Origin of the sequence: Pseudomonas sp. 10S5, assembly GCF_035019745.1 — a bacterium.
GTDB lineage: Bacteria > Pseudomonadota > Gammaproteobacteria > Pseudomonadales > Pseudomonadaceae > Aquipseudomonas.
In genome coordinates, this window is sequence record NZ_JASJVL010000003.1 from 183,741 (window position 1) to 207,940 (window position 24,200).

The following is a 24,200-nucleotide window of genomic DNA, read 5'->3' on the forward strand; positions in this document are numbered from 1 at the left end:
CTACAGATTTGCCTGCCGAAATCCGACCATCACTTCCCAATATGCTTGCTAACCGTATTCGGCGTCATCAAGCGTAAGCCGCTGGCAACGCAGCCGACTGCGGCGAAGCAAGCGCCGATGGTCAGGGCGAGCACCGGACCGTGATCGCCGGAAATTCCGTAGCTCAGGGCCACCAATGCCGCGCCGGTGGCTTGGCCGATCAGGCGTGCGGTGGCGATGGTGCCACTGGCGCCGCTGCTGCGTTCAGGTGGGGCGCTGGTGAGCAGGGCCTTTTGGTTGGGTGCCTGGAAGAAGCCAAAGCCCAGACCACAGATCACCATGCGAATACCGATGTCCCATGCGTCTGGATTACTCGGCAACTGGGTCAGCGAAATCATCCCGCCACACAACACAGCCAAGCCAATTGCGCCCAACAGACCGGGAGGGTAACGATCCGACAGACGCCCGGCGAAGGGTGCAATCACGGCCACCACCACCGACCACGGCGTCATTAAAAAGCCAGTCTGCACCGGGTCGCGCCCTAAGACGTTTTCGAAAAAGAACGGTAGTGACACAAACGCCAAGCCTTGGGTTGCGAACGAGCAGACTGCTGTGAGGGCAGAAAGGGCAAACAGCGGGCGCTTTAGCAAGTCCAATGGAAACATTGGTGCCGGATGCGCAGCCTCCCGGCGCAGCATCAATGCGCCGCCCACTATAAAGATGCCCAGGGCAATCATCACGCTGGTCATAGAGCCCAGTTGTGCGGCCTGACTCAAGGCGAAGATCAGTGCGCCAAAGGCAATCACGTTCAACGTCGCCGTGATGCGATCAAACGGCAGACCGCTGAGTTTTGTTACGGGCAAAGTGGACCAGGCAAAATACAAAGCGAACAGGCCAATTGGCAGGTTGATGGCAAACAACCACGGCCAATGTGCAACCGATAACACTAGAGACGCCACGGTGGGTCCGGCAGCAAATGATGAGCCCACCACCAGTGCGTTCATACCCAGCCCTCGACCCAAACGTTGAGGGGAGAAAATAGAACTGATCAGGGCTGCATTGACGCTCATGATAGCGGCGGCGCCTAGTCCCTGAAACACCCGGGCAATGGTCAAAGTCGGCAATGACCACGACAAAGTACACAGTCCGGACGCCACGATGAATAGCACCAGACCACCGAGGAACACCCGGCGATGGCCGATTATTCCACCCAGCGCAGCCAGCGGCAGCAACGTGGCGACAGCAGCAAGTTGATACGCATTGATCACCCATACCGAGGCAGCAGGCGACGCGTTCAGGTCGGCGGCGATGGCTGGTAACGCGGTATTAGCAATAGCGGTGTCGAGGGTCGCCAAGGCAATCGATAGCAGAATCGCGACCATTCCACGGAATTCAAGGGACGACAGTTTGGTGCTGACAGCGCGGGTTTCCAGCGGGCTGGGTTGGGTCATTACCGACGAGGCTCCGAAGACATCTGATTGAATCAGGCAGTCAGGTTGCCAGGCAGGCAAACAGCTGGAAAGTGAGCATGCCGGTTTAAGGTTCGTCTGTGCAATGGTAGGTCGCTAATGTTTACTGGGGCCTGACCGATGCTTCAGTGCTGCGCGCAAATCTGCGCAGCACTGCTCTGGTCCGTCTCTCACATGCGAAAACGGCTGACCAACGTTTGCAGCTGTGTGCCCAGGCGCGCCAACTCAACGCTTGACGCTGCGGTTTCACCACTGGCCGCGGCGGTCTGTTCTGAAGCATCGCGCACATTGATGATGCTGCGGCTAATTTCATCGGCCACTGCGCTTTGTTGCTCTGCGGCGGCGGCGATTTGCTGGTTCATCGCCTGAATGCTCGACACCGTTTGGGTAATACTGTCCAGCGAGGCGCCGGCTTGTCGGGTCAGGGCTACGCTGCTGTCAGTCAGGTTACGGCTGCTGAGCATGATGCTCGAAACCTGTTGCGTACCGTGTTGCAGGCCGGCGACCAAGGCTTCGATTTCCTCGGTGGACTTTTGCGTTCGTTGCGCCAAGCCCCGTACTTCGTCCGCGACCACCGCAAACCCACGACCGGCCTCACCGGCCCGTGCAGCTTCAATCGCGGCGTTGAGTGCCAGTAAATTGGTTTGCTCAGCCACAGCCTTAATGACGTCCATGACTTTGCCGATCTTGTTGCTTTCCAATTGCAGGCCATTCATCGCCTCGCTGGAGCGAACCACCTCAGCCGCCAGGCGCTCAATCTGCACAATCGCCTCGCCCACCACCTTGTCGCCTTCGCGGGCTTGCTTGTCAGCGGCAGAAGCAGCGTTTGAAGCTTGTTCGGCGCTGCGTGCCACTTCCTGAACCGTGGCCGACATTTCATGCATGGCCGTTGCGACCTGATCGGTTTCGATTTTTTGGCTGTTGACGCCAGCGCTGGTTTGTTGGGTCGCCGCGGACAACGCGTCAGCGGCACTGGCAATTTGTGTCACGCCTTCATGAATCCCACGAATCAACGCGCGCAAGGTACTGCCCATGCGCTGGGTGCCTTGTTGCAACATGCCGAGCTCATCACGGCGGGTGACGGCCGGGCTGTGAGACAGATCGCCTGAAGCGATGCGTTCGATCACCGTCAACGTCTGTTGCAATGGCAGGGTGATCTGACGCGTGATGATCACCGCCGCCAAGGTCCCGATGATCAAAGCCAACAGCGTGGCGCCGATTTGCAGGGTGCGTGACCGAGCACTGTCCTGATCACGCAAGCGGGTCTGAAGTTTATACAATTCGTCGTTTAGGCTGAGGATGGCAGCACCCAGCTCACCCAGTGATTTACGCGAGGAAACGATATCACCGTTGGCGACCTTAAACGCTTGGACCGAGGCCCGGTAATTAAGCAGCGCAGTTTCCAGTTGTTTGAGTTTTTCCGGTTGTGAGCTGCCGAATACCTCACCGAGTGGTTTAAGGCCGCCAATGGTGGATTGCAGTTGATTCATGGCTTTTTGTTCGGTATTGGCCGTGACGTTAGCTGTGTATCCGCGTACTTCGTATCGCACCAGTGCCAAGTCTTCCTTGGCTTTCATGATCGCTTGGTACTGTACGAATCGGCCTTCATCAGTGGGTGCCATCTGCAGCACGGCGGTGATGATCGCGCCGATGATGTCAGCGCCCTTCACCGCGTCGATACCCATCTGCGCCCGGACGTGGCTGCTGACGGTGTAGGCATTGCGCATTTTTACCAAGGCGCTTTCGTAGTTGTTGCTGACATCGCTCAACTGGGTAAGCAACTTTGCGTCCTCGGCGCTGCTTAGCATCGTTCGCAGTTTCTGCTGCTGATTTTTGTAGCCATCAATGGCCACTTGTACGGTTTGTCCAACGGTCTCGTCACCATTGGCAATCATGTACTGCAAACGTGATACCCGCAGGTTAGCCAGTTGGTTACTCAGCGCCGAAATACTGCTCATCCGGTCGCTGCGATCTATGAGGCCATCAAGGCTGGTCCAACTGATCAGCGCCAAAATGGCGGTCAGTACCAGCACCAGGCCGAAGCCCAAAGCCAGCTTGATATTGACGCTGATATTGGCAAGCCAGCTATTCATCGAGTTACTCCGCAATGGGGTCTATTCTTTCATCTTCGCGCGGCGGGAAATCTTCCGATCAGGCCAATAAACCCATGCGCAAAGACGCTATCGGCCAAAAAACCGATAGCTGTATGTCAATGTTCAGGGAATCGATCAAGAGACTGAAACTAACGGATTTGTTGGCCGTAATCGCCGGTGGCTGAAGCTTCAATGCCGGTGGCGGTGATGAATGTCCGGGAAGTGAAAATGGCTGTGTTGCAATGGCGCATGCGCATGCTCATGGCTGTGGGGCTCAGCGCTTTCCCACTTAAATGCGTGCTTATGTTGATGGTGCTCGTCGTGAACGTGGCGATGGTTATGTTTGAGAGGGGCGTGCTCATGAGCATGTGCATGATTCTCGGTGAGATGAAGCCAGACCCCAATCCCCATTAATGTCGATGCGACCCAGAACAGTGGGGGGGCGGGTTCATTCAGCAACAAAAGCGAGATCGCTGCACCGAGAAAAGGTGCGGTCGAAAAATAGGCGCCGGTACGTGCGCTGCCGAGGCCCCGCAGGGCGAGCACAAACAGCACCAAGCTGACGCCGTAGCCGAGAAAACCCAGCAGAAGTGTCGGGGCCAGAACAGAAATGCCCGGCAACCGAGAACCCATGAACAACGCCAGTGAGCAGTTGACCGTTGCGGCGACCAAGCCTTTGCTACCTGCAACGAATAGCGCATCGGACCCCGATACTTTGCGGGTCAGATTGTTATCAATTGCCCAGCATAGGCAGGCTAGCGTGATTGCCATTGGCCCGAGCCAGTCAAAAGCCGGCTGACGTTGCTGTGACCACGACAGCACCAGACCGCCAAGAACAATAGCGATCATTCCGGCAACGATGCGTCGGTCGGCGTTCTCTTTGAAGACTACCCAGGCCACTAGTGCGGTCAGGACAGCCTCTAGATTCAGCATCAACGAAGCGGCGGCGCCAGAAGTTCGCATTAATCCAAACATCAGCAATGCTGGCCCAAGCACGCCGCCGAAGGCGATTGCTCCGATTAACCATGGCCATTCCAGTGGGGTAAGGCCGCTGGCGCGCCAGCCTCGATCCCGGATCACTCGGGTCACGGCCAGCCCCAAGCCACTACCAAGGTACAAAAGACCGGCCAGCAATAGTGGGTTGATTCCAATGCCGAATAATTTAGCCAGTGGCGTACTTACACCGAATAACGCCGCTGCGGCGAGCGCATATAAAACACTTACGTTCATCGGGGGGGCTCCCAGATTTTATAATGTGTGCCGGTGCCAACTGGCAAGGACATGCTACGTCACCCGTCTCGATTTGAACTGCGGCCCAAACCATAGGTACGGCTGGGTGTGACCTCGGCGTCCGAGCCAGAGCGCCACCCCGCCAGTAGCAGACCCAAAACATCGCCCGGATTGTGTGCCGCATCGGCCAATAACGCGACCGAATGGGCGGTCAAACCAAAAGCCACTTCGGCGGCGACAAAAGCTGCATTTATTGCAGAACCTATGGCAAAAGCGCTGTCAAAGCCAGCAGCAGGGGCAGAGTGATGGTGATGGCCGGTAGAGCCATGATCATGGCCAGATGTATCGTGGTGGTGAAGGTGATGTTCGGTCATGGCTTCCAGGTCGTCATCTAACTTTATCCGGCATTTATACGGATGAAATGAACGTATTTGAACTATGTTCTATAAACATGAGCACATTTGTCCATGAATTGAGTTTTCAATAGATCTTTGACTAGCCCTTTGCACAGCCATCAGAAACAAACTGATCAATAAATGAACCGACGCTGTGGTCTTGCTCCGACGCGAAGTAATGGACATGAGTGAGCAGAAAATGATTCCAAGACCTTTAAGACTTTCGATGTTCATATCTTTAGGCCCACGCCGTGTCGATTGAGAAGGTGCGGGATGTCGCCAGCTTTTTAAAGGGCGGCGGCGAAATGGGACGCTTGATTCGCGGCCATCACTGGGACGCCACGGCGCTTGGCGTCCCGGACAGTTGGTCACAAAGCCTGCGCACGGTTGTGCGTTTGATGCTCAACACCCATCACCCTATGTATATTTTCTGGGGGCAGGACAGCCTTTGCATCTACAACGATGCTTACCGGCAATCATTAGGCCCGGAGTTGCACCCTGGCTCACTGGGGCAGCCCGCGCGTCAGGTATGGGATGAAATCTGGGACGTGATTGGTCCGCAGATTGTCCAGGTGATGAGCGGTGGCGGAGCTACCTGGCATGTAAATCAATTAGTCCCCATCACCCGCAATGGTCGCCAGGATGACGTCTATTGGACCTACGGTTTCAGCCCGGTTGACGACGAAGACAGCCAGAGCGGCATTGGCGGCGTTCTGGTGTTGTGCACTGAAACTACTGGGCAAATCTTGGCCAAGCGACGGGCTGCCCTTGAAGGCGTCATGCTTTCGAGACTGTTCGAGCAGGCGCCGACATTCATGGCCATGTTGCGTGGTCGGGAACACCGTTTCGAACTGGCCAATCCTGGTTATCTACAATTGATCGGCCATCGGCCAGTAATCGGCCGAACGGTAGCCGAGGCGTTGCCGGACGCCGTTGAACAGGGTTATTTACAGTTGCTCAATAACGTTTTCGACACCGGAGTGGCGTTTTCTGCTATTGGCGCTTCGTTTGCCGTTCAGCCTGTCTCTGGCGGTCCCATTGATGAGCGGTTCGTCGATTTTGTCTATCAACCCATCAAGGATGATCACGGCAATGTGACGGCGATTTTTGTCGAAGGCGCCGACGTCACAGTGCGGGTCAAAGCCGATGTGGCATTGCGCGAAAGTGAGGCGCGGCTGCGACTTGTCGTCGAAGGTGCAAAGGATTACGCCATTCTCACCACTGATCTAGACGGCCGCATCAGCACGTGGTCCAAAGGAGCAGAAAGTATTTTCGGCTGGACCGCCAACGAAATTACCGGTTTGAAGAGTGAGCTACTGTTTACGGCTGGCGATCGTGCCTGCGGCACTGACGCTCAGGAACGAGCCACCGCCTTACGCCAAGGCAGCGCAGCCGACGAGCGCTGGCATGTGCGCAAAGACGGCGAATACGTTTACTTGAACGGTTCGGTCCATCCCTTACCGTTGGACCCTACCGGCCAGCCTCAAGGCTTCTTAAAAATCGCGCGCAACGAAACCAGCCGGCGAAGAGCCGAAACCTTGCGAGAATCATTGGGTAGATTGGCCGACAGATTTCGCGGCCTTAGCGATGCGACTGACATCACCGTTGCTGCCACTGAAGTAGTCGGCGAAACACTCCAGGTCAGTCGTGTGGGCTATGGGGCTTTCAGCGGGGAGGCCCAAGTGTTAAGTATCGAGCAGTTTTGGAGCGCGCCGGGATTCGAGTCACCGGTGCAATGGTCACCGCTTCAGCACCAAGCTGCCCATGTTGCGCGTCTTCAGCGCGGCGAGATGGTGCAAGTCCATGGCCGGATGCCGATGAAGGCTAGCGCAGCGCAGATCCCGACGCTGGTTTATGCTCCGGTCATCGAGCGTGATGCGTTGGTTGCTGTGCTGTGTGTCGCCCAAAGGGCACCGAGAAGTTGGTCGGCCGAGGAATTGCAGTTCATTCAGGAAGTCGCGGAAAGAACCCGTTCAGCCGCCGAGCGCAGTTCTGGCGAAGCGGCCTTGCGCAGCAGTGAGGTTCGCTTGCGGGAGGCCAACGAATCGCTGGAAGCCAAGGTGGAGGCGCGCACGGGTGAGCTGATGAAGGTCGAGGAAGCCTTGCGTCAGGCGCAAAAAATGGAGGCGGTCGGCCAGTTGACGGGCGGCGTGGCCCACGACTTCAACAACTTGCTCACAGTCATCAAGTCCTCGACCGATCTGCTCAAACGTCCCAATCTTACCCAAGAGAAGCGAGAGCGGTTCATCAACGCTATCTCCGATACCGTAGACCGGGCAGCCAAGCTGACTGGCCAGTTATTGGCTTTCGCCCGGCGCCAGGCATTGATGCCGGAGGTATTCGACGTCAATCTGGGAGTTAAGGCCATTGTCGATATGGTCCGTGCGTTGACCGGCTCACGGATTGAGATCATCACGCACTTTCCCTCACAAGCCTGCTTTGTTAACGCGGATCGCAGCCAGTTCGATACCACGTTGGTAAACATGGCGGTTAATGCTCGCGACGCTATGGACGGAGAGGGGCGGCTGATCATTAGCGTCAGCTGTGTCCCTTACATTCCGGGCATGCAGACGCGGAACGAAGGTGATTTCATCGCCGTGTCGCTTGAGGATACCGGCACCGGCATTTCCACTGAACATATCGAGCAGATCTTCGAGCCGTTTTTCACCACCAAGGATGTGGGGCAAGGCACCGGCCTGGGGTTGTCCCAAGTGTTTGGATTTGCCAAACAGTCGGGCGGCGAAATTCATGTCAGCAGCGCCCTCGGCAAAGGGTCCTTGTTCACCCTCTATCTGCCCCACGTTGCTTGCCCGTTGCCCTTGGCGGCTGTTGCAGAGCCCGATGTCCTGGTAAATGGTCATGGCACCGGTGTGTTGGTGGTGGAGGACAACAAAGAAGTGGGCAGCTTCGCCATGCAAACGTTAGGTGAGCTGGGTTATGTCGCCGTGTGGGTGGCGAATGCCAAGGATGCACTGACCGAGTTGGCTTTAAACGGCATGCAGTTTGATGTGGTTTTTTCCGACGTGATCATGCCGGGAATGAACGGCATTGACCTTGCTCAGGAGATTCGCCGACGGTACCCCGATTTGCCGGTGGTACTGACCAGTGGCTATAGCCATGTGTTGGCGCAGAAAGGGTCGTACGGGTTTGAGTTGTTGCACAAGCCTTACTCAGTGGAGCAGTTGTCGCGGGTTCTGCGCAAGGCGGTGGTGACTCAGCATCGTCCGGCGGGTTGATGGAATTTTAATACACCTCTGGAATCCATCGGTGGCGCATTAACAACGTTTATTTTGTTGACGGAGCCATTATGGATAACTACCACATCGAAAAAACCGGAACTTTCTGGTCATTGAAAAAGCGGGGTGCGGTTCATGCTTCAAAAACAGTAGGCACCAAAGAAGAATTGATCAAACTGGCCAGCGAGTTCCTCAGTGCGCGAACAGCATCGCTAAGGATTCATAAGGAGGACGGTACGATACAGGAGGAGCGTACGTATCCACATAGCGCCGACCCGTCGCAACCGCCGGGTTGAGAGTGCACACGTGCAGCATTCCAAGTGAACGATTGTCCTCATTTGCGAATAAATTCTCGGCTCTTGGATTTGGATTTTCACACGATTCGTTGGCACCAAATTTATTCGGGACACGTGCGATGTGGATTTCCTGATGGACCACGCTTTCAACTTCCCCGATACCTCATTTCCGCAATAAACCACCGAGGAACAAACCGCTTGCTAGACGTGTGTTCTGCACAGTAATTGTTTATTTCTACCGGTTGCGCATCGTTTAAAAGAAGGCCGACAAATGACCCCGACTCCACCGGGCGGCATCCAAGACACTTTTCTCACGGACGGGCTGGGTATTCTTACCTTGGTCACCTGTGTGCTGGCGTCAAGCCTGGCGTTTATCGACAGCTCGGTGGTTAACGTCGGCCTTCCCGCCATTGACCTTGACTTTGCTGCAGGCCATCGCGGGTTGCAGTGGCTGATTGACGGTTACCTGCTGCCGTTGAGCGCGCTCTTGTTGCTCGGCGGCTCCATGGGAGACCGCTTCGGGCGACGTCGAGTGCTCATCTTGGGCATCCTTATTTTTGGCGTCGCGTCCGTGGTGTGTGGGCTGGCCCCTGATTTGGCGACACTCATCGCGGCGCGTTTGGCCCAAGGAGTGGGGGCGGCGTTTCTGATGCCCAACAGCCTGGCAATCCTCGGTGCCACCTTTGAAGGTGAGAAACAGGGGCGCGCCATTGGCATATGGGCCGCAGCCGCAGCGGCCACTGGCGCGGGGGGGCCTATTCTGGGGGGCTGGCTGATCGATACCGTCAGTTGGCGAATGATCTTCTTCATCAACATACCGCTGGCCAGCGCGGCAATTTACCTGGCATGGCGCTACGTCGAGAAAGATCACCTCAGCGGCGACACAACCCCGTTGGACTGGGTGGGTGCGTTATTGGCAACCCTCGGCCTTGGTGCGGTTACCTGGGCGCTGATTGTGGTCACCGGTCCTGAAGGTGGTTCTTCCAATGGGGTAATCAGTTTGCTGGCCGGATCAGCATTGCTGGCCGGGTTTCTAGTGTGGGAACACAAAAAAGGCCTAACGGCGATGATGCCGTTGGCGCTGTTCGGCTCACCGGGGTTTACCGGATTGACGCTGCTAACTTTTTTGCTCTACGGAGCGTTGGGCTGCCTGACCGTTCTTTTGCCGTATGTGGTGATTGTCGCCAGCGGTTATTCCAGCACTCAAGCGGGTGCGGCATTGTTGCCAATTCCTTTGGTCCTGGCCGTGGCATCCCCTTGGTTAGGTGGGTTAGCGGGCCGGTTTGGCGCACGGCCGTTTTTAATAGTTGGGCCTTGCATCGTTGGCGCCGGTTTTCTGTTGTTTTTACGAATGAGCATTCATGTCAGTTACTGGGCCGATGTATTGCCCGCTCTGGCGGTTATCGCGGTAGGCCTGAGCTGCGCCGTTGCGCCATTAACGACAGCGATCTTTGCCTCGGTAGATAAACAGCACACCGGTTCGGCGTCGGGACTAAACAACGCCATCGCCCGAACCGGCGGCCTAATGGCCACAGCATTGCTGGGCAAGGTATTGGTCTACCAAGGCGAGTCGCTAACCGGTGCGTTTCATGGGGCCGTGATTTTGTCGGCCGCTGTGTGCGTCACCGCAGGAGCGTGTGCATTGGTCATCCAACGCGCACCGACGGCTCAGGGCAAATGATCAGCGGCCAGGTCTGCCTCCGAACGCGCCTGCAAACGCCCGTTACGACAGGCTTTCTGAAAACGCTCGAAGTCGCGCTCGTTTTGCTCGGTATACGTTTGTGCGTATTTAAGTAGGGCATCCGCCAGGCTCGCGCCTTTGCCGATGTAGCCGCTGATCTCTGCCGCGCAGCCCGAGGCTTTGGCGTGGGCGTGGGCCAGTGCCTGGGCACAGATGCGTCCGTAAGCGGCGAAGGCTTCACTGTCAAAGGTCTCTAATTCTGCTGAAATTTTCTTGTCCCGCAGCTGCCGTACATAGAAATGGCGGCCACCCGGGCCCGTAGTCCAGCCAAGAAAAAGGTCGCTGGCGGACTGCATCAGGCGTTGTCCCTCCACCACCCGTTGCCCATTGTGGCGAATGCGAGACTTGGCTTTAACGTAACCCGACAGTACGGAGGCCCGCGCTTCTTTGATCTGGAGAAACAGTGGGCGCTGCTGATCGTCGGTCAGCAACGCGACCAGGCAACGGGTACCGACGCTGCCGACACCGACCACCTTAAAAGCCATGTCCTGCACTTCGAAGCGTGCCAGCAAAGCACGACGGTCTGCTTGCAATGTAAGCCGGTAATCGCGCATGAACGTTTCATGAAGCGCGTGTCCACTCTTCAGGCGCATCCAGTCATCTTCAGCCTCCAGCAGGGTACCGGCACTATTCAAGTGGAAGATTTCCGGTAAGTCGTCTCGAATCGATAAGTGTCCGTGTTCGTCATGTTCGCTTATTTTGGGTAGCAGGTCGGCGTGGGTACGGCGTTCGGCTTTCTGAATCGCGCGTTCGAGTCGAGCGAGGGCGCTGTTGGACTGTGCTTGTTCCAACAAATGTTCATAACTAATGGCGTCGTACCATAGGTCCAAAGCGCCTTGGTGGGCGCAATCGGCCATGGTGTTTTGATAGGTGGTAACGACTTCGCGGCACACGCTTTCTTCCACGCTTTTGCCGTGGCGTAAGTCGCGGGCCGCGATCATGAAACTCGCCACCAAGCGTTTCAAGTCCCATTCCCAAGGGCCAGGGTGGGCTTCGTCGAAGTCATTGACGCTGAACAGCAGGTTACGTTCGGGGGTGGCGAAGCCGCCGAAGTTCATCAAGTGACAATCGCCACACGCGGGAATGGTCAGGCTCATGTTCGGTGTACCGCCTAAGTCATGGGCGTGCAACAAGGCGTTGCCTCGATAAAACGTGAAGGGCGAAACCAACATCCGCCCGTAACGCAGTTCGACCAAAGGTTTTATACGACCCTCACTAGAGGTTTCGATCAGCGGGATTGGATCGCGGTCGATGTCCCCGGGATCGGACTGCGAACTGCGTGAGCAGTGTTTGCGGGCGTCCTTGCCAAACGTCAGACGGTCTTTGAGGGTGGTCATGGAAGCCCTTCGTTCAGTGATTGTTCACAGAGCGTAGAGGGCGGCGAAAGACTCGCAAGGCTACCAGCGATTAATTCAACAACTGCGCGATGAGCCAAATGTTGGCCACGCTGATCCCCGCAAACAAACTCCAAGCCAGTAGACGTGTGGGCAGGTTGTTGACGAAGGTGCCCATCAGGCGCTTGTCGTTGGTCATGCGGATCAAAGGGTACAGGGCAAATGGCAGTTGCAGGCTCAACACCACTTGGCTAAGGATTAGCAGCTTTCCCACTGCGTCATCACCCATCAACCAGACGCCGGTGAACGCCGGAATTAACGCCAGGCCGCGGGTGATCAAGCGCCGCTGCCAGCACGGGATGCGCAGGTTTAAAAAGCCTTCCATGATCACCTGGCCGGCGATGGTGCCGGTAAACGTTGAGCTCTGTCCCGAAGCCAACAACGCAATGCCGAATAGCAGGCTTGCAAAGGTACCCCCCACTAAGGGATCGAGCAGGTGATAAGCATCTTGAATATCCACCACTCCGGTGTGGCCAGTTTGATGAAATGCGGCAGCGGCGAGGATAAGGATTGCGGCATTGACTAAAAAAGCCAAGGCTAACGAGCCCATGGTATCGATGCGCGACAGCCGTACCGCGTCTTGACGACTTGCCAAATCCTGGCCGATCAGCCGGGTTTGAACCACTGACGTGTGCAAGTAGAGGTTATGGGGCATCACGGTGGCCCCCAGAATCCCGATTGCCAAGTACAGCGGTGCAGCCCCGTTGATGGCAGAAAGAGAGGGTTTGAAGCCATGGAATACATCTGGCCAATAGGGTTTGATCAGCATCAATTCGATGAAGAAGCACACGCCAATGGTCAGTACTAACATCAGCATGATCGCCTCCAAACGGCGGAAACCCCGATTTTGCAGGGCTAGCACCAGCAGGGTATCGAAGGCCGTCAAGGCAATACCGAACGTCAGGGAAACGCCCAATAGCAGGTGAAACGCCAAGGCGCAGCCCAACACCTCAGCCAAGTCAGTGGCGACGATCGATATTTCCGCGAGCACCCACTGAGTGCGCGCCGACCGGGTGCTATAGCGTTCACGACACAATTGCGCCAAGTCGCGACCGGTGGCAATGCCGAGTCGCGAGCACAGACATTGCAAGGCGATTCCGGCCAGACTTGCCAACAGAACCACGAATAATAAATCGTAGCCGTAGCGCGAACCGGCCTCGATGGCGGTGGCCCAATTACCCGGGTCCATGTAGCCGATTGAAATCAGCAACCCAGGTCCGGCGAACTTAACAACGCGCTTCCAGAGTGGGGCGCCAGAATCGACAACCACCGAGCCGGCTACTTCGGGCGGGCAGAACGGTGCGGTGGCTATTTTTGGCAGACTAAATTTCACACGGCATCTCGTTCAAAAAAAACAAAGACGCAGCTTAGTCGCAATCCGTAACACCCCCAAGCACCTGTTTGATATCAGCGATCAGCAACACAGGTGCTCTACTGTTTGCAGCCAATGACGGTCTTGTGGAAATTGGGGCGAGGGCGTTAGTCCTGACGCCCTACGCCTCAAGAACTAGCGACGATCTTTTAGCGGGTTTGGTTCATCATCAACCTCGCCGCCCAATCCATCAACCGTGTGGCGTTGGCCGATGACGTCGTCTCCGCGCAACGTACTGGGCTCACTCACACCACTTGGGCGCGCCGTTTCACTGAACAGACCCTCGCTGACGCGGGATACGCGCACCGAGTCAGTGGGGATGTTGTCACGAGCATTGAGCCCTGGAGGAGAGGTCAAGCCGGAGTCCGGGGAAATGTAGCTGCCGGGTTCGCCTGTTAAATCCTTACTCACCCAGCTTGCGCTGCGCTCGTTAATGTCAATGGCGCCATTGCGCTCCATCACATGTTCAGCCTCGTCGGCCATTTCATCGGTGTCCACTGTAACTGTCACCAGCGTCGAGCCTCGACGGTAGGCTTCGGGGTAGGCGACAGCGTGGTGATGCAGATTGTCATCATCATCGTTGCCAAACAGCGAACTGAAGAAACGGCTAATTTTATCGCCCATGGATTCGTTATGGCTGCCCGTCCGGGAGTTAGAAGACTCATCGACCAATCCTGAAGAAGATTCAGCGGCTAAACCTGATGTGGAATCGCTCTCGGCCGCCGCGACGGTGATATCGGTATGAGCGATGCCTTGATCGACTAATTCCGTTCTAACTTTGTCGGCGTCGCTGAAGTTATCAAAAGCTGCAACAAGTGTATGTTTCATGTCCGTCTCTCTTGTTTGTGAATAAAACCAACCTTCATAGTTCTGGAGTGAACATAGGTAAAAGAGTTGCGAGTGGCAGACGGGCGGCATTAAGTCACGGCTGTAATAAGCAAAGCAGAGCGGTAAAGTTTTTGTTATGCAGCAAACGTTTACTTTATGAAAATTACGACGGGTGTGGCGTTGGAACTAGTGTCCTGAATATTAATTTTTATTAGAAATTTTCCCGCGCGCGCAAGACCGTTTGTACGTTCAATCGATAGCTATTTTGGGCAAAAAGCGACCCATGCCCTTGCTCGCGCGGTCCAACAGCCCATTACAAAACTCGTGGTTATGCAACGTTTGCGGTCACCTGGGTTCTTACATTGTGCAAATAACGTGACAACGGAGTAACTGGCGGTATGACGACCCCGGATAAGCAATACGTGGATTGGTTGGTTGAGCAATCGATGCTCAACGCAGCAAAACAGAGGGCGAAACTTTATTCAGGCCAAGGCCGCCTCTGGCAAAGACCCTATGCTCAAGCCCGGCCTCGGGATGCTTCGGCCATTGCCTCAGTGTGGTTTACCGCGTACCCAGCGTCGATAATCACCCGCAAAGGTGGTTCGGTGTTGGAAGCGCTGGGCGATGAAGCCCTGTGGCGCGCCTTATCCGAAATTGGCGTGCAAGGCATTCACAATGGCCCGCTAAAAGCGTCGGGCGGTTTGCGGGGGCGGGAGCGCACCCCGAGTATTGACGGCAACTTTGATCGGATCAGTTTTGAAATTGACCCTGAACTGGGCACTGAGGCGCAATTGCTAGGCTTGAGCCGGACGGCTGCCGCGCACAACGCGGTCATGATTGACGATGTGATACCGTCTCACACCGGCAAAGGCGCGGATTTTCGCTTGGCCGAAATGGCTTACGAGGACTATCCCGGCCTGTATCACATGGTGGAAATCAGAGAAGAAGATTGGCACCTGTTGCCCGAACTTGCGCCTACTCGCGATGCCGTGAACTTGTTGCCCGATGTGGTGGACGTCCTTCGGGACAAGCACTACATCGTCGGCCAATTGCAGCGGGTGATCTTTTTCGAACCGGGAGTCAAAGAGACTGATTGGAGCGCCACGGGGGTGGTGACCGGGGTTGATGGCAAAGACCGACGCTGGGTGTATTTGCACTACTTCAAGGAAGGCCAGCCGTCGCTTAACTGGTTGGACCCAAGCTTTGCCGCGCAGCAAATGATCATTGGCGACGCGTTGCACGCCATCGACGTTATGGGCGCGCGGGTGTTGCGTCTCGACGCAAATGGCTTTCTTGGGGTTGAGCGCAAGGCTGAGGGCAGCGCCTGGTCCGAGAGCCATCCACTGTCGATCACCGGCAACCAATTACTCGGTGGCGCGATTCGTAAAGCCGGTGCTTTCAGCTTTCAGGAACTTAACCTGACGTTGGATGATATCGCCGCCATGTCTCACGGCGGGGCCGACTTGTCCTACGATTTCATTACGCGGCCTGCTTATCAGCACGCGCTGCTCACCAGCACCACCGAGTTTTTGCGACTGATGTTGCGCCAAGTGCATGTATTCGGTATCGACCCCGCGTCGCTGATCCACGCACTGCAAAATCACGATGAACTAACGTTGGAGTTAGTGCATTTCTGGACACTGCATGCTCACGACACTTATCACTATCAGGGTCAGACATTTCCCGGAAACATTCTCCGCGAACACATCCGCGAAGAAATGTACGAGCGCTTGGCCGGCGAACATGCGCCTTATAACCTCAAGTTCGTCACTAACGGCGTGTCTTGTACTACCGCCAGCATTATTACTGCTGCCTTGGGCATTCGTGACCTCGACGCCATCACCGACGCCGACATTAAGCAGATTCAACACATTCACCTGCTGCTAGTGATGTACAACGCCATGCAACCTGGGGTCTTCGCGTTATCTGGCTGGGACCTGGTTGGCGCCCTTACGCTGCCGGCCGAACAGGTCCAACATCTTATGCAAGACGGTGACACCCGTTGGATACACCGGGGCGCCTACGATTTGGTGGATATGGACCCCGACGCCGGGTTTTCCGCTGGCAATATGCCGCGCCCGAAAACCCTCTATGGCAGCATCACCAACCAGCTGCAACGTAGCGATTCTTTCGCCACACAGTTGAAAAAAATTCTTGCAGTGCGCCGAGCCTACGATATTGCGGCCAGTCGCCAAATCCTGATCCCCGACGTGCAGAATCCGGGGCTGTTGATCATGGTTCACGAGCTACCAGCGGGGAAGGGTACCCAAATTACTGCGCTTAACTTCAGCAATGAGCAAATCGTCGAAACCCTGCACTTGCCCGATATCGCACCGGGGCCAGTGGTAGACATAATAAATGAGCGGGTTGAAGGCGACTTGACCGAGAACGGCGAGTTCACCATTACGCTGGATGCGTATGAAGGGTTGGCGTTACGTGTAGTGAGTATTACGTTGCCAATGGTTTGATGATTCAAACGCTGTCGGAAATTCGGCGACAGCGTCCTTCCACTTGAAACAACGAGGGTCTAAAGATAGATCGTTTTAATATAAACAAAGAATGGAAAGATCGTTATGCTGCTGTCCAGATTTTTCATGCGCTTGCGCTGATTGGAACATGTAATGGATCTTGGAAATTTTGGATTAGTAATTGCTGGCTTGACGGTCGGGTTTATTGTCGGGATGACGGGCGTTGGCGGCGGCTCATTAATGACGCCCATTCTTCTTTGGTTCGGGATCAACCCCGCCACTGCAGTAGGGACAGATTTGCTGTACGCAGCCATCACCAAGTCCGGTGGTGTTTTGGTGCATCGAAAGAATAAGAATATAGATTGGTCCGTCACGGGTTGGCTAACCCTTGGCAGCGTCCCAGCCGTTGCGCTGACGCTGTGGTATCTGAGCAGCCTCCATACCGCTCCTCAGACCATGAACGCGATAATCAAACAAGCGTTGGGAGTCGTCTTGCTGGTGACAGCACTGGCAATCTTCTTCAGAAAGCAGCTCCTTGAGTTTTCACATAAACGCGCGGGCGGAAAGTACAACCTTAGTGGCACGCGCCTCAATATTTTGACGGTTATCACCGGCCTGATACTTGGCACCATGGTGGCATTGACGTCTATCGGTGCAGGTGCCTTGGGTACCGTGGCACTGTTCATCCTGTACCCATTTTTGCCGACAAGGCGATTGGTAGGTACCGAAATCGCTCACGCGGTTCCCCTGACTCTTGTCGCGGGTCTAGGTCACGCGAGTATGGGAAATATGGACTGGCATGTGCTGGGTTTCTTGTTGATGGGTTCACTGCCCGGGATCTATATCGGAAGTCAGCTAACTGGCAAAATCTCCGACAACATATTACGTCCTTGCTTGGCCGTCATGCTCGCTTGCATTGGATATAGCTTGGCTTTTTGATGGTTGAAGTGACGCTCAGATCTGAACCCGAGCGGCACTCTTCAAGTTCAAGCTGCAGGCTTTCATACCACGTAGTCAACTCTTATCTCGCGCGTCAAAGTGCACGTAGGCGCTGGGCTTTCCAGATAGTTTTAGCGTGTGAGAAATAATCTGCGACGGCTTGCATGATCGTGGTCAGTCAACTCGGCGAGTTGCTTGTTATAGGCTTTGACATTGGCTTGCCCGGTACGAAGCCGGTCGGTAGCCGACGAACACGTGTGAGGCGCCTTTGATCATCGCCGAGTGCGCGGCCATCAAACCAACCGGGCCAGCGCCATAAAAGCTGCATAACACGAAAGTGGGACAGCAATTTCTTCAACAAGAGCGTGTCGAAGACAAGACCGTACTTGAATCCAGGGACGTTAATCAGCCGGCAGCCGCAAGGCCGTAGCCTGACCACAAACTCGTCACCCGAATTATTTGGAGTTGTCCATGAAGCCTTATGTTATTTGCCACATGATGTCGTCCTTGGACGGCCACGCCCTGACGGACGGCTGGGATCGCCCATTCAAAAAAAACGCCGGCGATCTTTATGAAAAGCTTGCCCAACAGTTCGAGTTCGATGCGTGGGTATGCGGGCGGGTTACTATGCAGGAAATCGCCCACGGTGACGACTATCCCAAGGGGCTGGCTCAGGCGCCTATTCCTCGCACGCACTACTTTGCTCAGCGTGACGCTGCAACCTACGCAATCTCCATTGATCCCCAAGGCAAGGTAGCGTGGAAGAGTAATCAAGCCTTAGGTTCGCACGTGGTCGAAGTGGTCGCTGAGAGTGTGGCCGATGATTATCTGGCTTACCTGCAGTCAATCAATGTTTCCTACCTGTTTGGTGGCAAGGCCGAGATTGATTTGCGGCAGACTGTCGACATCCTGTCGGATGAATTGGGTATCAAACACCTGGTCGTCGAGGGTGGTCCTCACGTCAGTGGCTCGTTCATAAATGCTGGATTGGTGGATGAAGTCAGTGTGCTGATCCTGCCGCTGATTGATGGCCGAGGCGAACATCCTGCTTCATTTGAAGTGGCCAGCGAGGCCTGGAAGCAACCGACCTATTTGACGTTGGTGTCGGCAGAGGTTCAGGAGGGTGGCGGGGTGTGGTTGCGCTATAAAAAAACCGCCTGAACCGGGGATAGGAACTGACGAGTGTGTTGGCGAAGGATCATGCGGTGTACTAATGCGCCGCCTTGCCAACACTGTCGCTCTCACCTCGCGGATTGTTTGCGCAGATGGATAATTAGCCTATCTGATACCCGCTGAACGCTTTTTGTTGTTGAAGCGCAGTAATGATGTTTTTTCGAGTGGCCGATTGTGCGTTGCCGTCGCTGTCCACAAAGGTCTGAACTTGAAGTTCAGCCGAATCACCTTCACCGATGAAGGCGAATCCGAGAAACTCGAAGGCTTCACGGTCGACATTCGGCTTTGCCCGTGGCGTGCGGAGTGGCAAGTTGACGCTAACGCCGTCTTTGCTGATGGTGAAGGTTTCTATTTCTTTTTTGATGCGCGCGCTTTTGCTTTTGCCAACAAGAGGATTGCTAACGCTCTGATGCGTGTGATTCAGCACTTTAAGCGCTAAGCCGTACACTAACTCCTGAAACGCCGGATCATCTTTGTAACTGAACAGAATTCGGCTAATCGAGAATTGTGTGCTCAGTTCAGCCAAAGCTTCCGTGCCGGCGGCTTCTGCGTCTTTGAGATGTTTAAGTTCACCCATTAACTCGTAGGCTTTATCGTCATCAACGGCCTCTTGGGCTTGGCGAATCGCTGTCCGCAGTTGGCGGATGTGGTCGCTTTCTTTAGCCGTGTGAAACGCATCAAGAACCATCTCACTGATGGTTTTAGCTTGCGAAACGTGCTGTGAAAGGCTGATGGCGTTTTCGTATTCCTGTTTAGAGGACAAGGGGATCACAGCTTCTTCGGTAAGGGAGTCAGGCATTAATTTCACTATTTCATTGACTTGATTTGAGGCGCGAAAAGCATCGGGCGTTTCGGGCACCTAATCTAGTGGACCTGCGCGCTGTTGTCACGAGGGATCAACCTATCGTTTGGTAACTTCGAATACGCGTACCAAAAACGTCTTAGATGCACAGCGCCAATTTTTGCGGCCCACCCAATCTGTTGGGTGATCTGTAGCTAAATGTTAATACCGTCAATCAATGGCTCTTAATCCGGATTATTAGCCGACTGTCGGATACAGCGCCGATAAATCAGCAATGGTGGTTGTTAGACGCTTGACCGCATCTTGGTCCTCTGGCTGCAGAGACCTGAAGTTAGCCAGCACGCTTTGCTCTAATTGACTCAGATTGTCAAAGCGGATAGGCGCCCTGGCGCCAGTCAAGACAAAGAGCACATCTACACCAATGGCTGTCAGCGCGGCAAAGTAGCCCGCTTTCGGCACACGATCGCCGCCTTCGTATTTTCCTTGTGCGTTAGTCGCTACGCCTCCGCTTTTGCCAAAGGCGCGCTGAGAAAGCCCGAGGCGCTCCCTTTCTTTCCTTAGTCGGAAACCAATTCCATTCACTTGAATGTTCAATGCAGATCGCTCTATTCTTTCGGGTGGCCGATAGATTATTTATAAACCATTTTGAACGAATTTGGATGGATTTGCCTATGTCTGGCATTCGAACGGCGGCACAAGCCAAGGCTTGGCTGGAGCAACAAGGGAAGACGGTACAGGATTTTGCACGGGATCATGGCGTTGACCCGTCTACGACCTATCAAATTCTTTCCGGCCACAAGAAAGGTCGACGGGGAGAATCGCACAAGGTAGCGGTGTTGTTGGGGATGAAGATCGGCGTGATTTCCCCCGACCCAGTTATCGCAAAAATGGCGCTCGGGCCTACTGAATAATTTGCTTGCTCGTCCGCGTGCCGCTGACGGGTCAAGTACGTTAATTGATGGTCAGGCGCCACCTTCCAAACTTCAGCCGAATACGGGTGAAGTGGGCCGTTTGCGGGCAATAAATAAAGTGGACTTTGTTGAATAGGAGGTCCAGTTCTGCTGTCCTCCTCTGATGCTTTACGGTTCGCCGGTAGACAGCCTGTCACTTGTTCGGCGTCCACCCGCTACCGATTTCAAGTTCGCTGCGTGCTCACGAAGTATTACTTCATCGTCTTGCAGGGCCACGATCACGCCGGCAATCGATTTGAGGGCGCCGCCATTGCCGCCTTGTATCAGCTCAACTGAAATGTCTAAAAGCACATTAACTGCATCTCGAAGATTATCAGCAGCATCCGAGAGATCATGTTCGACACGTCTTGGTCTGCGTCGTTTCCACATAAAGCCACCGGAAAAGTGAATAGGTGAGTGCTGTGAGACTGCTTGCGTTTTGCCAAATTCCATATTTCTTGGCTGTTTTTTTAGGCTATAAAGCACAGACAGCCTGCATTGAATCCCAACGCCCTTTTTAAACCTCAGAAACCACGAAGCCCCTGCAATTCATCAATGAATTCAGGGGCTTCGTGTTGTTTCAATGTGGCGGTGAGGGAGGGATTCGAACCCTCGATAAAATTTCTTCTATACACACTTTCCAGGCGTGCTCCTTAAGCCTCTCGGACACCTCACCGTATCTCGCCAACCATTCGGTCTGTCGAGGCGCGCTAATGTAGTCGAAACCTTTGGCGAAGGCAAAAGTTTTTTTCAGAATTTTCATGTGCTTAAGAGGATAACGCTTGAATGCATCACGGCTTAGGCTTCGGTGGAAGCCTTGGGCCGTTTCATTGGCTGACGTTTGGCGGCGATCAGGCGCCGAAGCCGCCGTCGATGGTAAGACTTGCGCCGGTAATGTAACCAGCTTCCGGGCCAGCCAAGTAGGCGACAAAGCTGGCGATTTCGTCAGCGGTACCGTAGCGACCCACTGCAAGCAGCGGGATCAAGGAGTCGGCAAAGTCACCGCTGGCCGGATTCATGTCGGTGTCGACGGGGCCTGGTTGAACGTTGTTGATGGTTATGCCGCGTGGGCCGAGGTCGCGCGCCAAGCCTTTGGTCAGGCCGACCAATGCCGCCTTACTCATTGCATAAGGACCGCCACCGCCAAAGGGCATGCGATCGGCGTTGGTGCTGCCGATGTTGATGATGCGTCCGCCTTTTTTCATGTGCCGCGAGGCGGCCTGTGAGGCAATAAAAACGCTACGAACATTGATCGCCAGCGTTTTGTCGAAGTCTTCCAGGCTGAAGTCTTCCAGTGGGGCGATGGCCAGGACTCCTGCGTTGTTGACCAAAATGTCTAATTGGCCGAACGTTTTGACGGTGGTGTCCACTGCCTGGCGGATTGCCTCGGCATCCGCGCTATCGGCTTTGATGGCTAGGGCCTTGCCGCCTTTGGCCGTGATGCTGTCTTGCAGTTCCTGAGCTTTTGCTTGAGAACTGACGTAGGTAAAGGCGACGGCTGCGCCGTGTTCGGCTAGGCGTTTGACGATGGCTGCGCCGATACCTCGGGAGCCGCCTTGAATGAGCGCCACTTTGTTGGTGAAAATCTGATTGGGCATGCGATTCTCCGAGAGTGAGCGTTTTAATGGTGCCAGGGGAGTTGCGTGGAAGCCAGTATATCTGGGGAGTTGTTCGCCGCTCCGAATTTACGTGATGGGCTGCTGCTAAGCGTCTTGCCCGACGGGTGCGTCGACGACGGCAATATCCCGCTGTACCGCGAACATAAACTGTTGCCCGGCAGGACCCGTGTGTTTTTAGACTTTGTAATCGAACAGTTTGCCAATCAAACTGGCGCAGGCACTCAGCGCTCTCAAGAGGACCAGGATCATATGGATATTCAATTCAATGCAGCTTTGGTGCTGATTGATATGCAGAACGGCATCAATCACCCGAAGCTGGGACGGCGCAACAATCGTTATGCCGAGCTGCAGATGCTTCGGCTGCTGTTGGTCTGGCGGGCGACTGACCGTCCAGTGATTCATGTTCGGCATTTTTCGCGGTCACCGAGTTCGGTGTTCTGGCCGGAGCAATCGGGTGTCGACTATCAACCTGAGTTTCTGCCCGTGGTAGGTGAGAGCGAGTTACAAAAACAAACGCCCGATGCGTTTTGTGGGACGTCATTGGAACGTTATTTGCGCACCCATTCCATTACTCAGGTAATTATCGTCGGCGTCGTGACGAATAACTCAGTGGAGTCGACGGCGCGCAGTGGAGGCAATCTTGGGTTTGAAGTAGTGGTCGCGCATGACGCTTGTTTCACCTTCGATCAAGCTGACTTCTTCGGCAATCTACATACCGCCGAAGAGGTGCACGCGATGTCGCTGGGCAACTTGCACGGAGAGTATGCAACAGTGGTCTCGACGGGTGAGGTATTGGATGCGCTTGAGAGGTGATCCACGTTGTGCCGCATCGCCTCTCTCGCGAAACGCTAATGACGACCCTCTATATAAGTGATGTCAGCTCGCGATGGACGTCCCGCCCTCCTGCATCAGTCGCGGTATTCGCACAAGTACGCGGTATCTACATCCACTTCCAGTTTGAATTTGCAATTGGCTGGCAGGTTGAACTGAGTGCCCGATACAAATTCTTCAAATTCATCGCTACCGGGCAGTTTGACTTTCAATGCGCCGGAGATTACGTGCATGATTTCACGCTGGCTGGTGCCGAAATCGTACTTGCCTGCGGCCATTACGCCGATAGTGGCTTGGCCCTCTGCTTGGCTGAAAGCAATCGATTTTACGGTGCCGTCGAAGTACTCGTTGACTTTGAACATGGTCGATTCCTTACAAAAAGGGCTGAAAAAGGTCGTCCAGTATGCCGAACGTATAAAAGGCCGTCATCTGCTTTAGGACGGGTGCCAACGGGAATGAATTATCTGCCTGGAAGAATCAACGGTAGGAGCCGTGCGGTATTGCGCGCATCAACCAGAGCCCGGTGTTGTTGCCCCTGAAATTGCATCCCGGCCAGTTGCAACGCGCCGTTCAGGCCTAAGGGGCGCTGAAGTTGTCGGGTTTCGATAAACCGCTGCTTGAGGTTTACATGGGGCAACGTACTGAGCGCGCTGACCATATTATGGTGCTGCCACTCCTGCTCCAGTTGCCGACGATCATATTCACCCCAGCTGGCCCAGCTGACTACACGCGCAAGATGGTTACTGAGCCAGCGCTCGAATTGTGGCCAAACAATGGACAACGGTTGGGCGTTATCAATATTGCTTTGGCTGATGTGCGTAAGCTCTCGGCAAAAATGCGTCAGTAAAGGACGACGCTGCGGACGCACAAATCGCTCGAAATGATCGAGTTCACGGCCGTTCTGGTTCACTAGGGTCACGCCGATTTCAATAATTTCCATTTCGGCCATCGGCCAGCCGCCGTCTTCCGTCGTGGCCTCCAGATCAATCACCAGCCAATGTGGCATATCGAACTCCGGTCAAGCAGCGGTAGGGTAGGTTGAGCGTAGACACAATTCAGGCCCTGTATGTTCAATGGTGAGCGGCCATTGAAGTTTTTATCCATAGGCGCCTTTCCGACAAGTGCGGATTTTAAATCTGTGTAAATTTTATATCGTAGCTCTCATCCAAGCATTCGCCGGGGATTGAGCCGTCATATCGAAGCGCGCCGGTGGGCTATTTCCGAGGAGAGTCTCGCCGGGAATGAGTAAAAAGTTTAGAAGCAGTGGTCATCACATGGCGTTTTCCTACAGTCGCATCGCTATTAACCTCGGCCTGATTCAGCGATACGCAGTATGACGCTGAATCAGTGGGCAGCAGGGGCATTGATGATGGTGTTAAATAAGA

General features: G+C 54.8%; 20 protein-coding genes, 1 tRNA gene and 4 pseudogenes. 9 read left to right on the plus strand and 16 right to left on the minus strand.

Annotation, left to right across the window (positions count from 1 at the left end; all coding sequences use genetic code 11):
* Positions 1-29 precede the first annotated feature (29 nt).
* The 5 genes and pseudogenes from QN378_RS04020 to QN378_RS04035 form a co-directional block, all read right to left on the minus strand.
* Positions 30-1,361 carry an MFS transporter gene (locus QN378_RS04020; RefSeq protein ID WP_323547068.1) on the minus strand — a complete coding sequence of 444 codons (1,332 nt, stop codon included), beginning with the start codon at positions 1,359-1,361 and terminating at the stop codon, positions 30-32.
* Between the two features lie 257 nt (positions 1,362-1,618).
* Positions 1,619-2,506, minus strand: coding sequence for a methyl-accepting chemotaxis protein (locus QN378_RS23475; protein ID WP_416350647.1), 888 nt, complete (start codon positions 2,504-2,506; stop codon positions 1,619-1,621).
* Positions 2,504-3,541 (minus strand): annotated as a pseudogene (locus tag QN378_RS23480) (methyl-accepting chemotaxis protein); the annotation flags it as partial. The gene QN378_RS23475 and the pseudogene QN378_RS23480, both read right to left, overlap by 3 nt.
* 189 nt (positions 3,542-3,730) lie before the next feature.
* Positions 3,731-4,771 (minus strand): DMT family transporter, encoded by a 1,041-nt coding sequence (locus tag QN378_RS04030; protein WP_323547046.1) that lies wholly within the window; start codon positions 4,769-4,771, stop codon positions 3,731-3,733.
* Between the two features lie 59 nt (positions 4,772-4,830).
* Positions 4,831-5,145 carry a cation transporter gene (locus QN378_RS04035; protein WP_323547045.1) on the minus strand — a complete coding sequence of 105 codons (315 nt, stop codon included), beginning with the start codon at positions 5,143-5,145 and terminating at the stop codon, positions 4,831-4,833.
* An 800-nt stretch (positions 5,146-5,945) separates the two neighbouring features.
* On the opposite strand from QN378_RS04035, the pseudogene QN378_RS23485 reads away from it, so the two are divergent.
* The 4 genes and pseudogenes from QN378_RS23485 to QN378_RS04050 all read left to right on the plus strand — a co-directional run.
* Positions 5,946-7,121: pseudogene (locus tag QN378_RS23485) on the plus strand (PAS domain-containing protein); the annotation flags it as partial.
* Between the two features lie 138 nt (positions 7,122-7,259).
* Positions 7,260-8,402: pseudogene (locus QN378_RS23490) on the plus strand (ATP-binding protein); the annotation flags it as partial.
* A 71-nt stretch (positions 8,403-8,473) separates the two neighbouring features.
* Complete coding sequence (locus QN378_RS04045; RefSeq protein WP_322202440.1) at positions 8,474-8,698, plus strand: DUF2188 domain-containing protein; 225 nt, start codon at positions 8,474-8,476, stop codon at positions 8,696-8,698.
* A 271-nt stretch (positions 8,699-8,969) separates the two neighbouring features.
* Positions 8,970-10,379 (plus strand): MFS transporter, encoded by a 1,410-nt coding sequence (locus QN378_RS04050; RefSeq protein WP_323547043.1) that lies wholly within the window; start codon positions 8,970-8,972, stop codon positions 10,377-10,379.
* Here QN378_RS04050 and QN378_RS04055 read toward each other — a convergent pair.
* From QN378_RS04055 to QN378_RS04065, 3 genes are all read right to left on the minus strand, one after another.
* A complete protein-coding gene (locus QN378_RS04055) occupies positions 10,367-11,776 on the minus strand; it encodes a DUF2252 domain-containing protein (RefSeq protein ID WP_323547042.1) in 1,410 nt (469 codons plus the stop codon). The two genes, QN378_RS04050 and QN378_RS04055, sit on opposite strands and share 13 nt — an antisense overlap.
* Positions 11,777-11,846: 70 nt before the next feature.
* Positions 11,847-13,166: an Nramp family divalent metal transporter gene (locus QN378_RS04060; RefSeq protein WP_323547041.1), complete on the minus strand. Its 1,320-nt coding sequence runs from the start codon at positions 13,164-13,166 to the stop codon at positions 11,847-11,849.
* A 174-nt stretch (positions 13,167-13,340) separates the two neighbouring features.
* Positions 13,341-14,033, minus strand: coding sequence for a hypothetical protein (locus QN378_RS04065; protein WP_323547040.1), 693 nt, complete (start codon positions 14,031-14,033; stop codon positions 13,341-13,343).
* A gap of 398 nt (positions 14,034-14,431) precedes the next feature.
* On the opposite strand from QN378_RS04065, the gene treS reads away from it, so the two are divergent.
* Together treS and QN378_RS04075 are read left to right on the plus strand one after the other, a co-directional pair.
* Positions 14,432-16,501 (plus strand): maltose alpha-D-glucosyltransferase, encoded by a 2,070-nt coding sequence (gene treS / locus QN378_RS04070; protein ID WP_323547039.1) that lies wholly within the window; start codon positions 14,432-14,434, stop codon positions 16,499-16,501.
* A 153-nt stretch (positions 16,502-16,654) separates the two neighbouring features.
* A complete protein-coding gene (locus tag QN378_RS04075) occupies positions 16,655-17,440 on the plus strand; it encodes a sulfite exporter TauE/SafE family protein (protein ID WP_322202451.1) in 786 nt (261 codons plus the stop codon).
* Positions 17,441-17,515: 75 nt separating this feature from the next.
* Here the strand turns inward: QN378_RS04075 and QN378_RS04080 are convergent.
* Positions 17,516-17,676: pseudogene (locus QN378_RS04080) on the minus strand (aldehyde dehydrogenase); the annotation flags it as partial.
* Between the two features lie 235 nt (positions 17,677-17,911).
* Here QN378_RS04080 and QN378_RS04085 point away from each other — a divergent pair.
* Positions 17,912-18,601, plus strand: coding sequence for a dihydrofolate reductase family protein (locus tag QN378_RS04085; RefSeq protein ID WP_322202453.1), 690 nt, complete (start codon positions 17,912-17,914; stop codon positions 18,599-18,601).
* A gap of 112 nt (positions 18,602-18,713) precedes the next feature.
* Here QN378_RS04085 and QN378_RS04090 read toward each other — a convergent pair whose 3' ends face one another.
* Both QN378_RS04090 and QN378_RS04095 read right to left on the minus strand, forming a co-directional pair.
* Entirely contained in the window at positions 18,714-19,412 is a 699-nt protein-coding gene (locus QN378_RS04090; protein WP_322202455.1) for a hypothetical protein, read from the minus strand.
* Positions 19,413-19,652: 240 nt separating this feature from the next.
* On the minus strand, positions 19,653-19,997 hold the full coding sequence (locus QN378_RS04095; RefSeq protein WP_322206839.1) for a helix-turn-helix transcriptional regulator: 345 nt from the start codon (positions 19,995-19,997) through the stop codon (positions 19,653-19,655).
* Between the two features lie 89 nt (positions 19,998-20,086).
* On the opposite strand from QN378_RS04095, the gene QN378_RS04100 reads away from it, so the two are divergent.
* Positions 20,087-20,326 (plus strand): DNA-binding protein, encoded by a 240-nt coding sequence (locus QN378_RS04100; protein WP_322202458.1) that lies wholly within the window; start codon positions 20,087-20,089, stop codon positions 20,324-20,326.
* A gap of 168 nt (positions 20,327-20,494) precedes the next feature.
* On the opposite strand, the gene QN378_RS04105 is transcribed toward QN378_RS04100, so the two are convergent.
* The 3 genes from QN378_RS04105 to QN378_RS04115 all read right to left on the minus strand — a co-directional run bounded on the left by QN378_RS04105 (position 20,495) and on the right by QN378_RS04115 (position 21,963).
* A complete protein-coding gene (locus tag QN378_RS04105) occupies positions 20,495-20,818 on the minus strand; it encodes a hypothetical protein (RefSeq protein ID WP_322202460.1) in 324 nt (107 codons plus the stop codon).
* A gap of 133 nt (positions 20,819-20,951) precedes the next feature.
* A tRNA-Ser gene (locus tag QN378_RS04110) sits at positions 20,952-21,041 on the minus strand.
* Positions 21,042-21,216: 175 nt separating this feature from the next.
* Positions 21,217-21,963 carry a 3-oxoacyl-ACP reductase family protein gene (locus QN378_RS04115; RefSeq protein WP_322202462.1) on the minus strand — a complete coding sequence of 249 codons (747 nt, stop codon included), beginning with the start codon at positions 21,961-21,963 and terminating at the stop codon, positions 21,217-21,219.
* A gap of 270 nt (positions 21,964-22,233) precedes the next feature.
* Between QN378_RS04115 and QN378_RS04120 the strand changes: the two genes are divergently transcribed.
* Positions 22,234-22,797: a cysteine hydrolase family protein gene (locus QN378_RS04120; protein ID WP_323547067.1), complete on the plus strand. Its 564-nt coding sequence runs from the start codon at positions 22,234-22,236 to the stop codon at positions 22,795-22,797.
* A gap of 95 nt (positions 22,798-22,892) precedes the next feature.
* Here QN378_RS04120 and QN378_RS04125 read toward each other — a convergent pair whose 3' ends face one another.
* Complete coding sequence (locus QN378_RS04125) at positions 22,893-23,177, minus strand: pyrimidine/purine nucleoside phosphorylase (protein WP_322202464.1); 285 nt, start codon at positions 23,175-23,177, stop codon at positions 22,893-22,895.
* Between the two features lie 98 nt (positions 23,178-23,275).
* Complete coding sequence (locus tag QN378_RS04130; RefSeq protein ID WP_322202467.1) at positions 23,276-23,821, minus strand: exonuclease domain-containing protein; 546 nt, start codon at positions 23,819-23,821, stop codon at positions 23,276-23,278.
* Positions 23,822-24,200 lie beyond the last annotated feature (379 nt).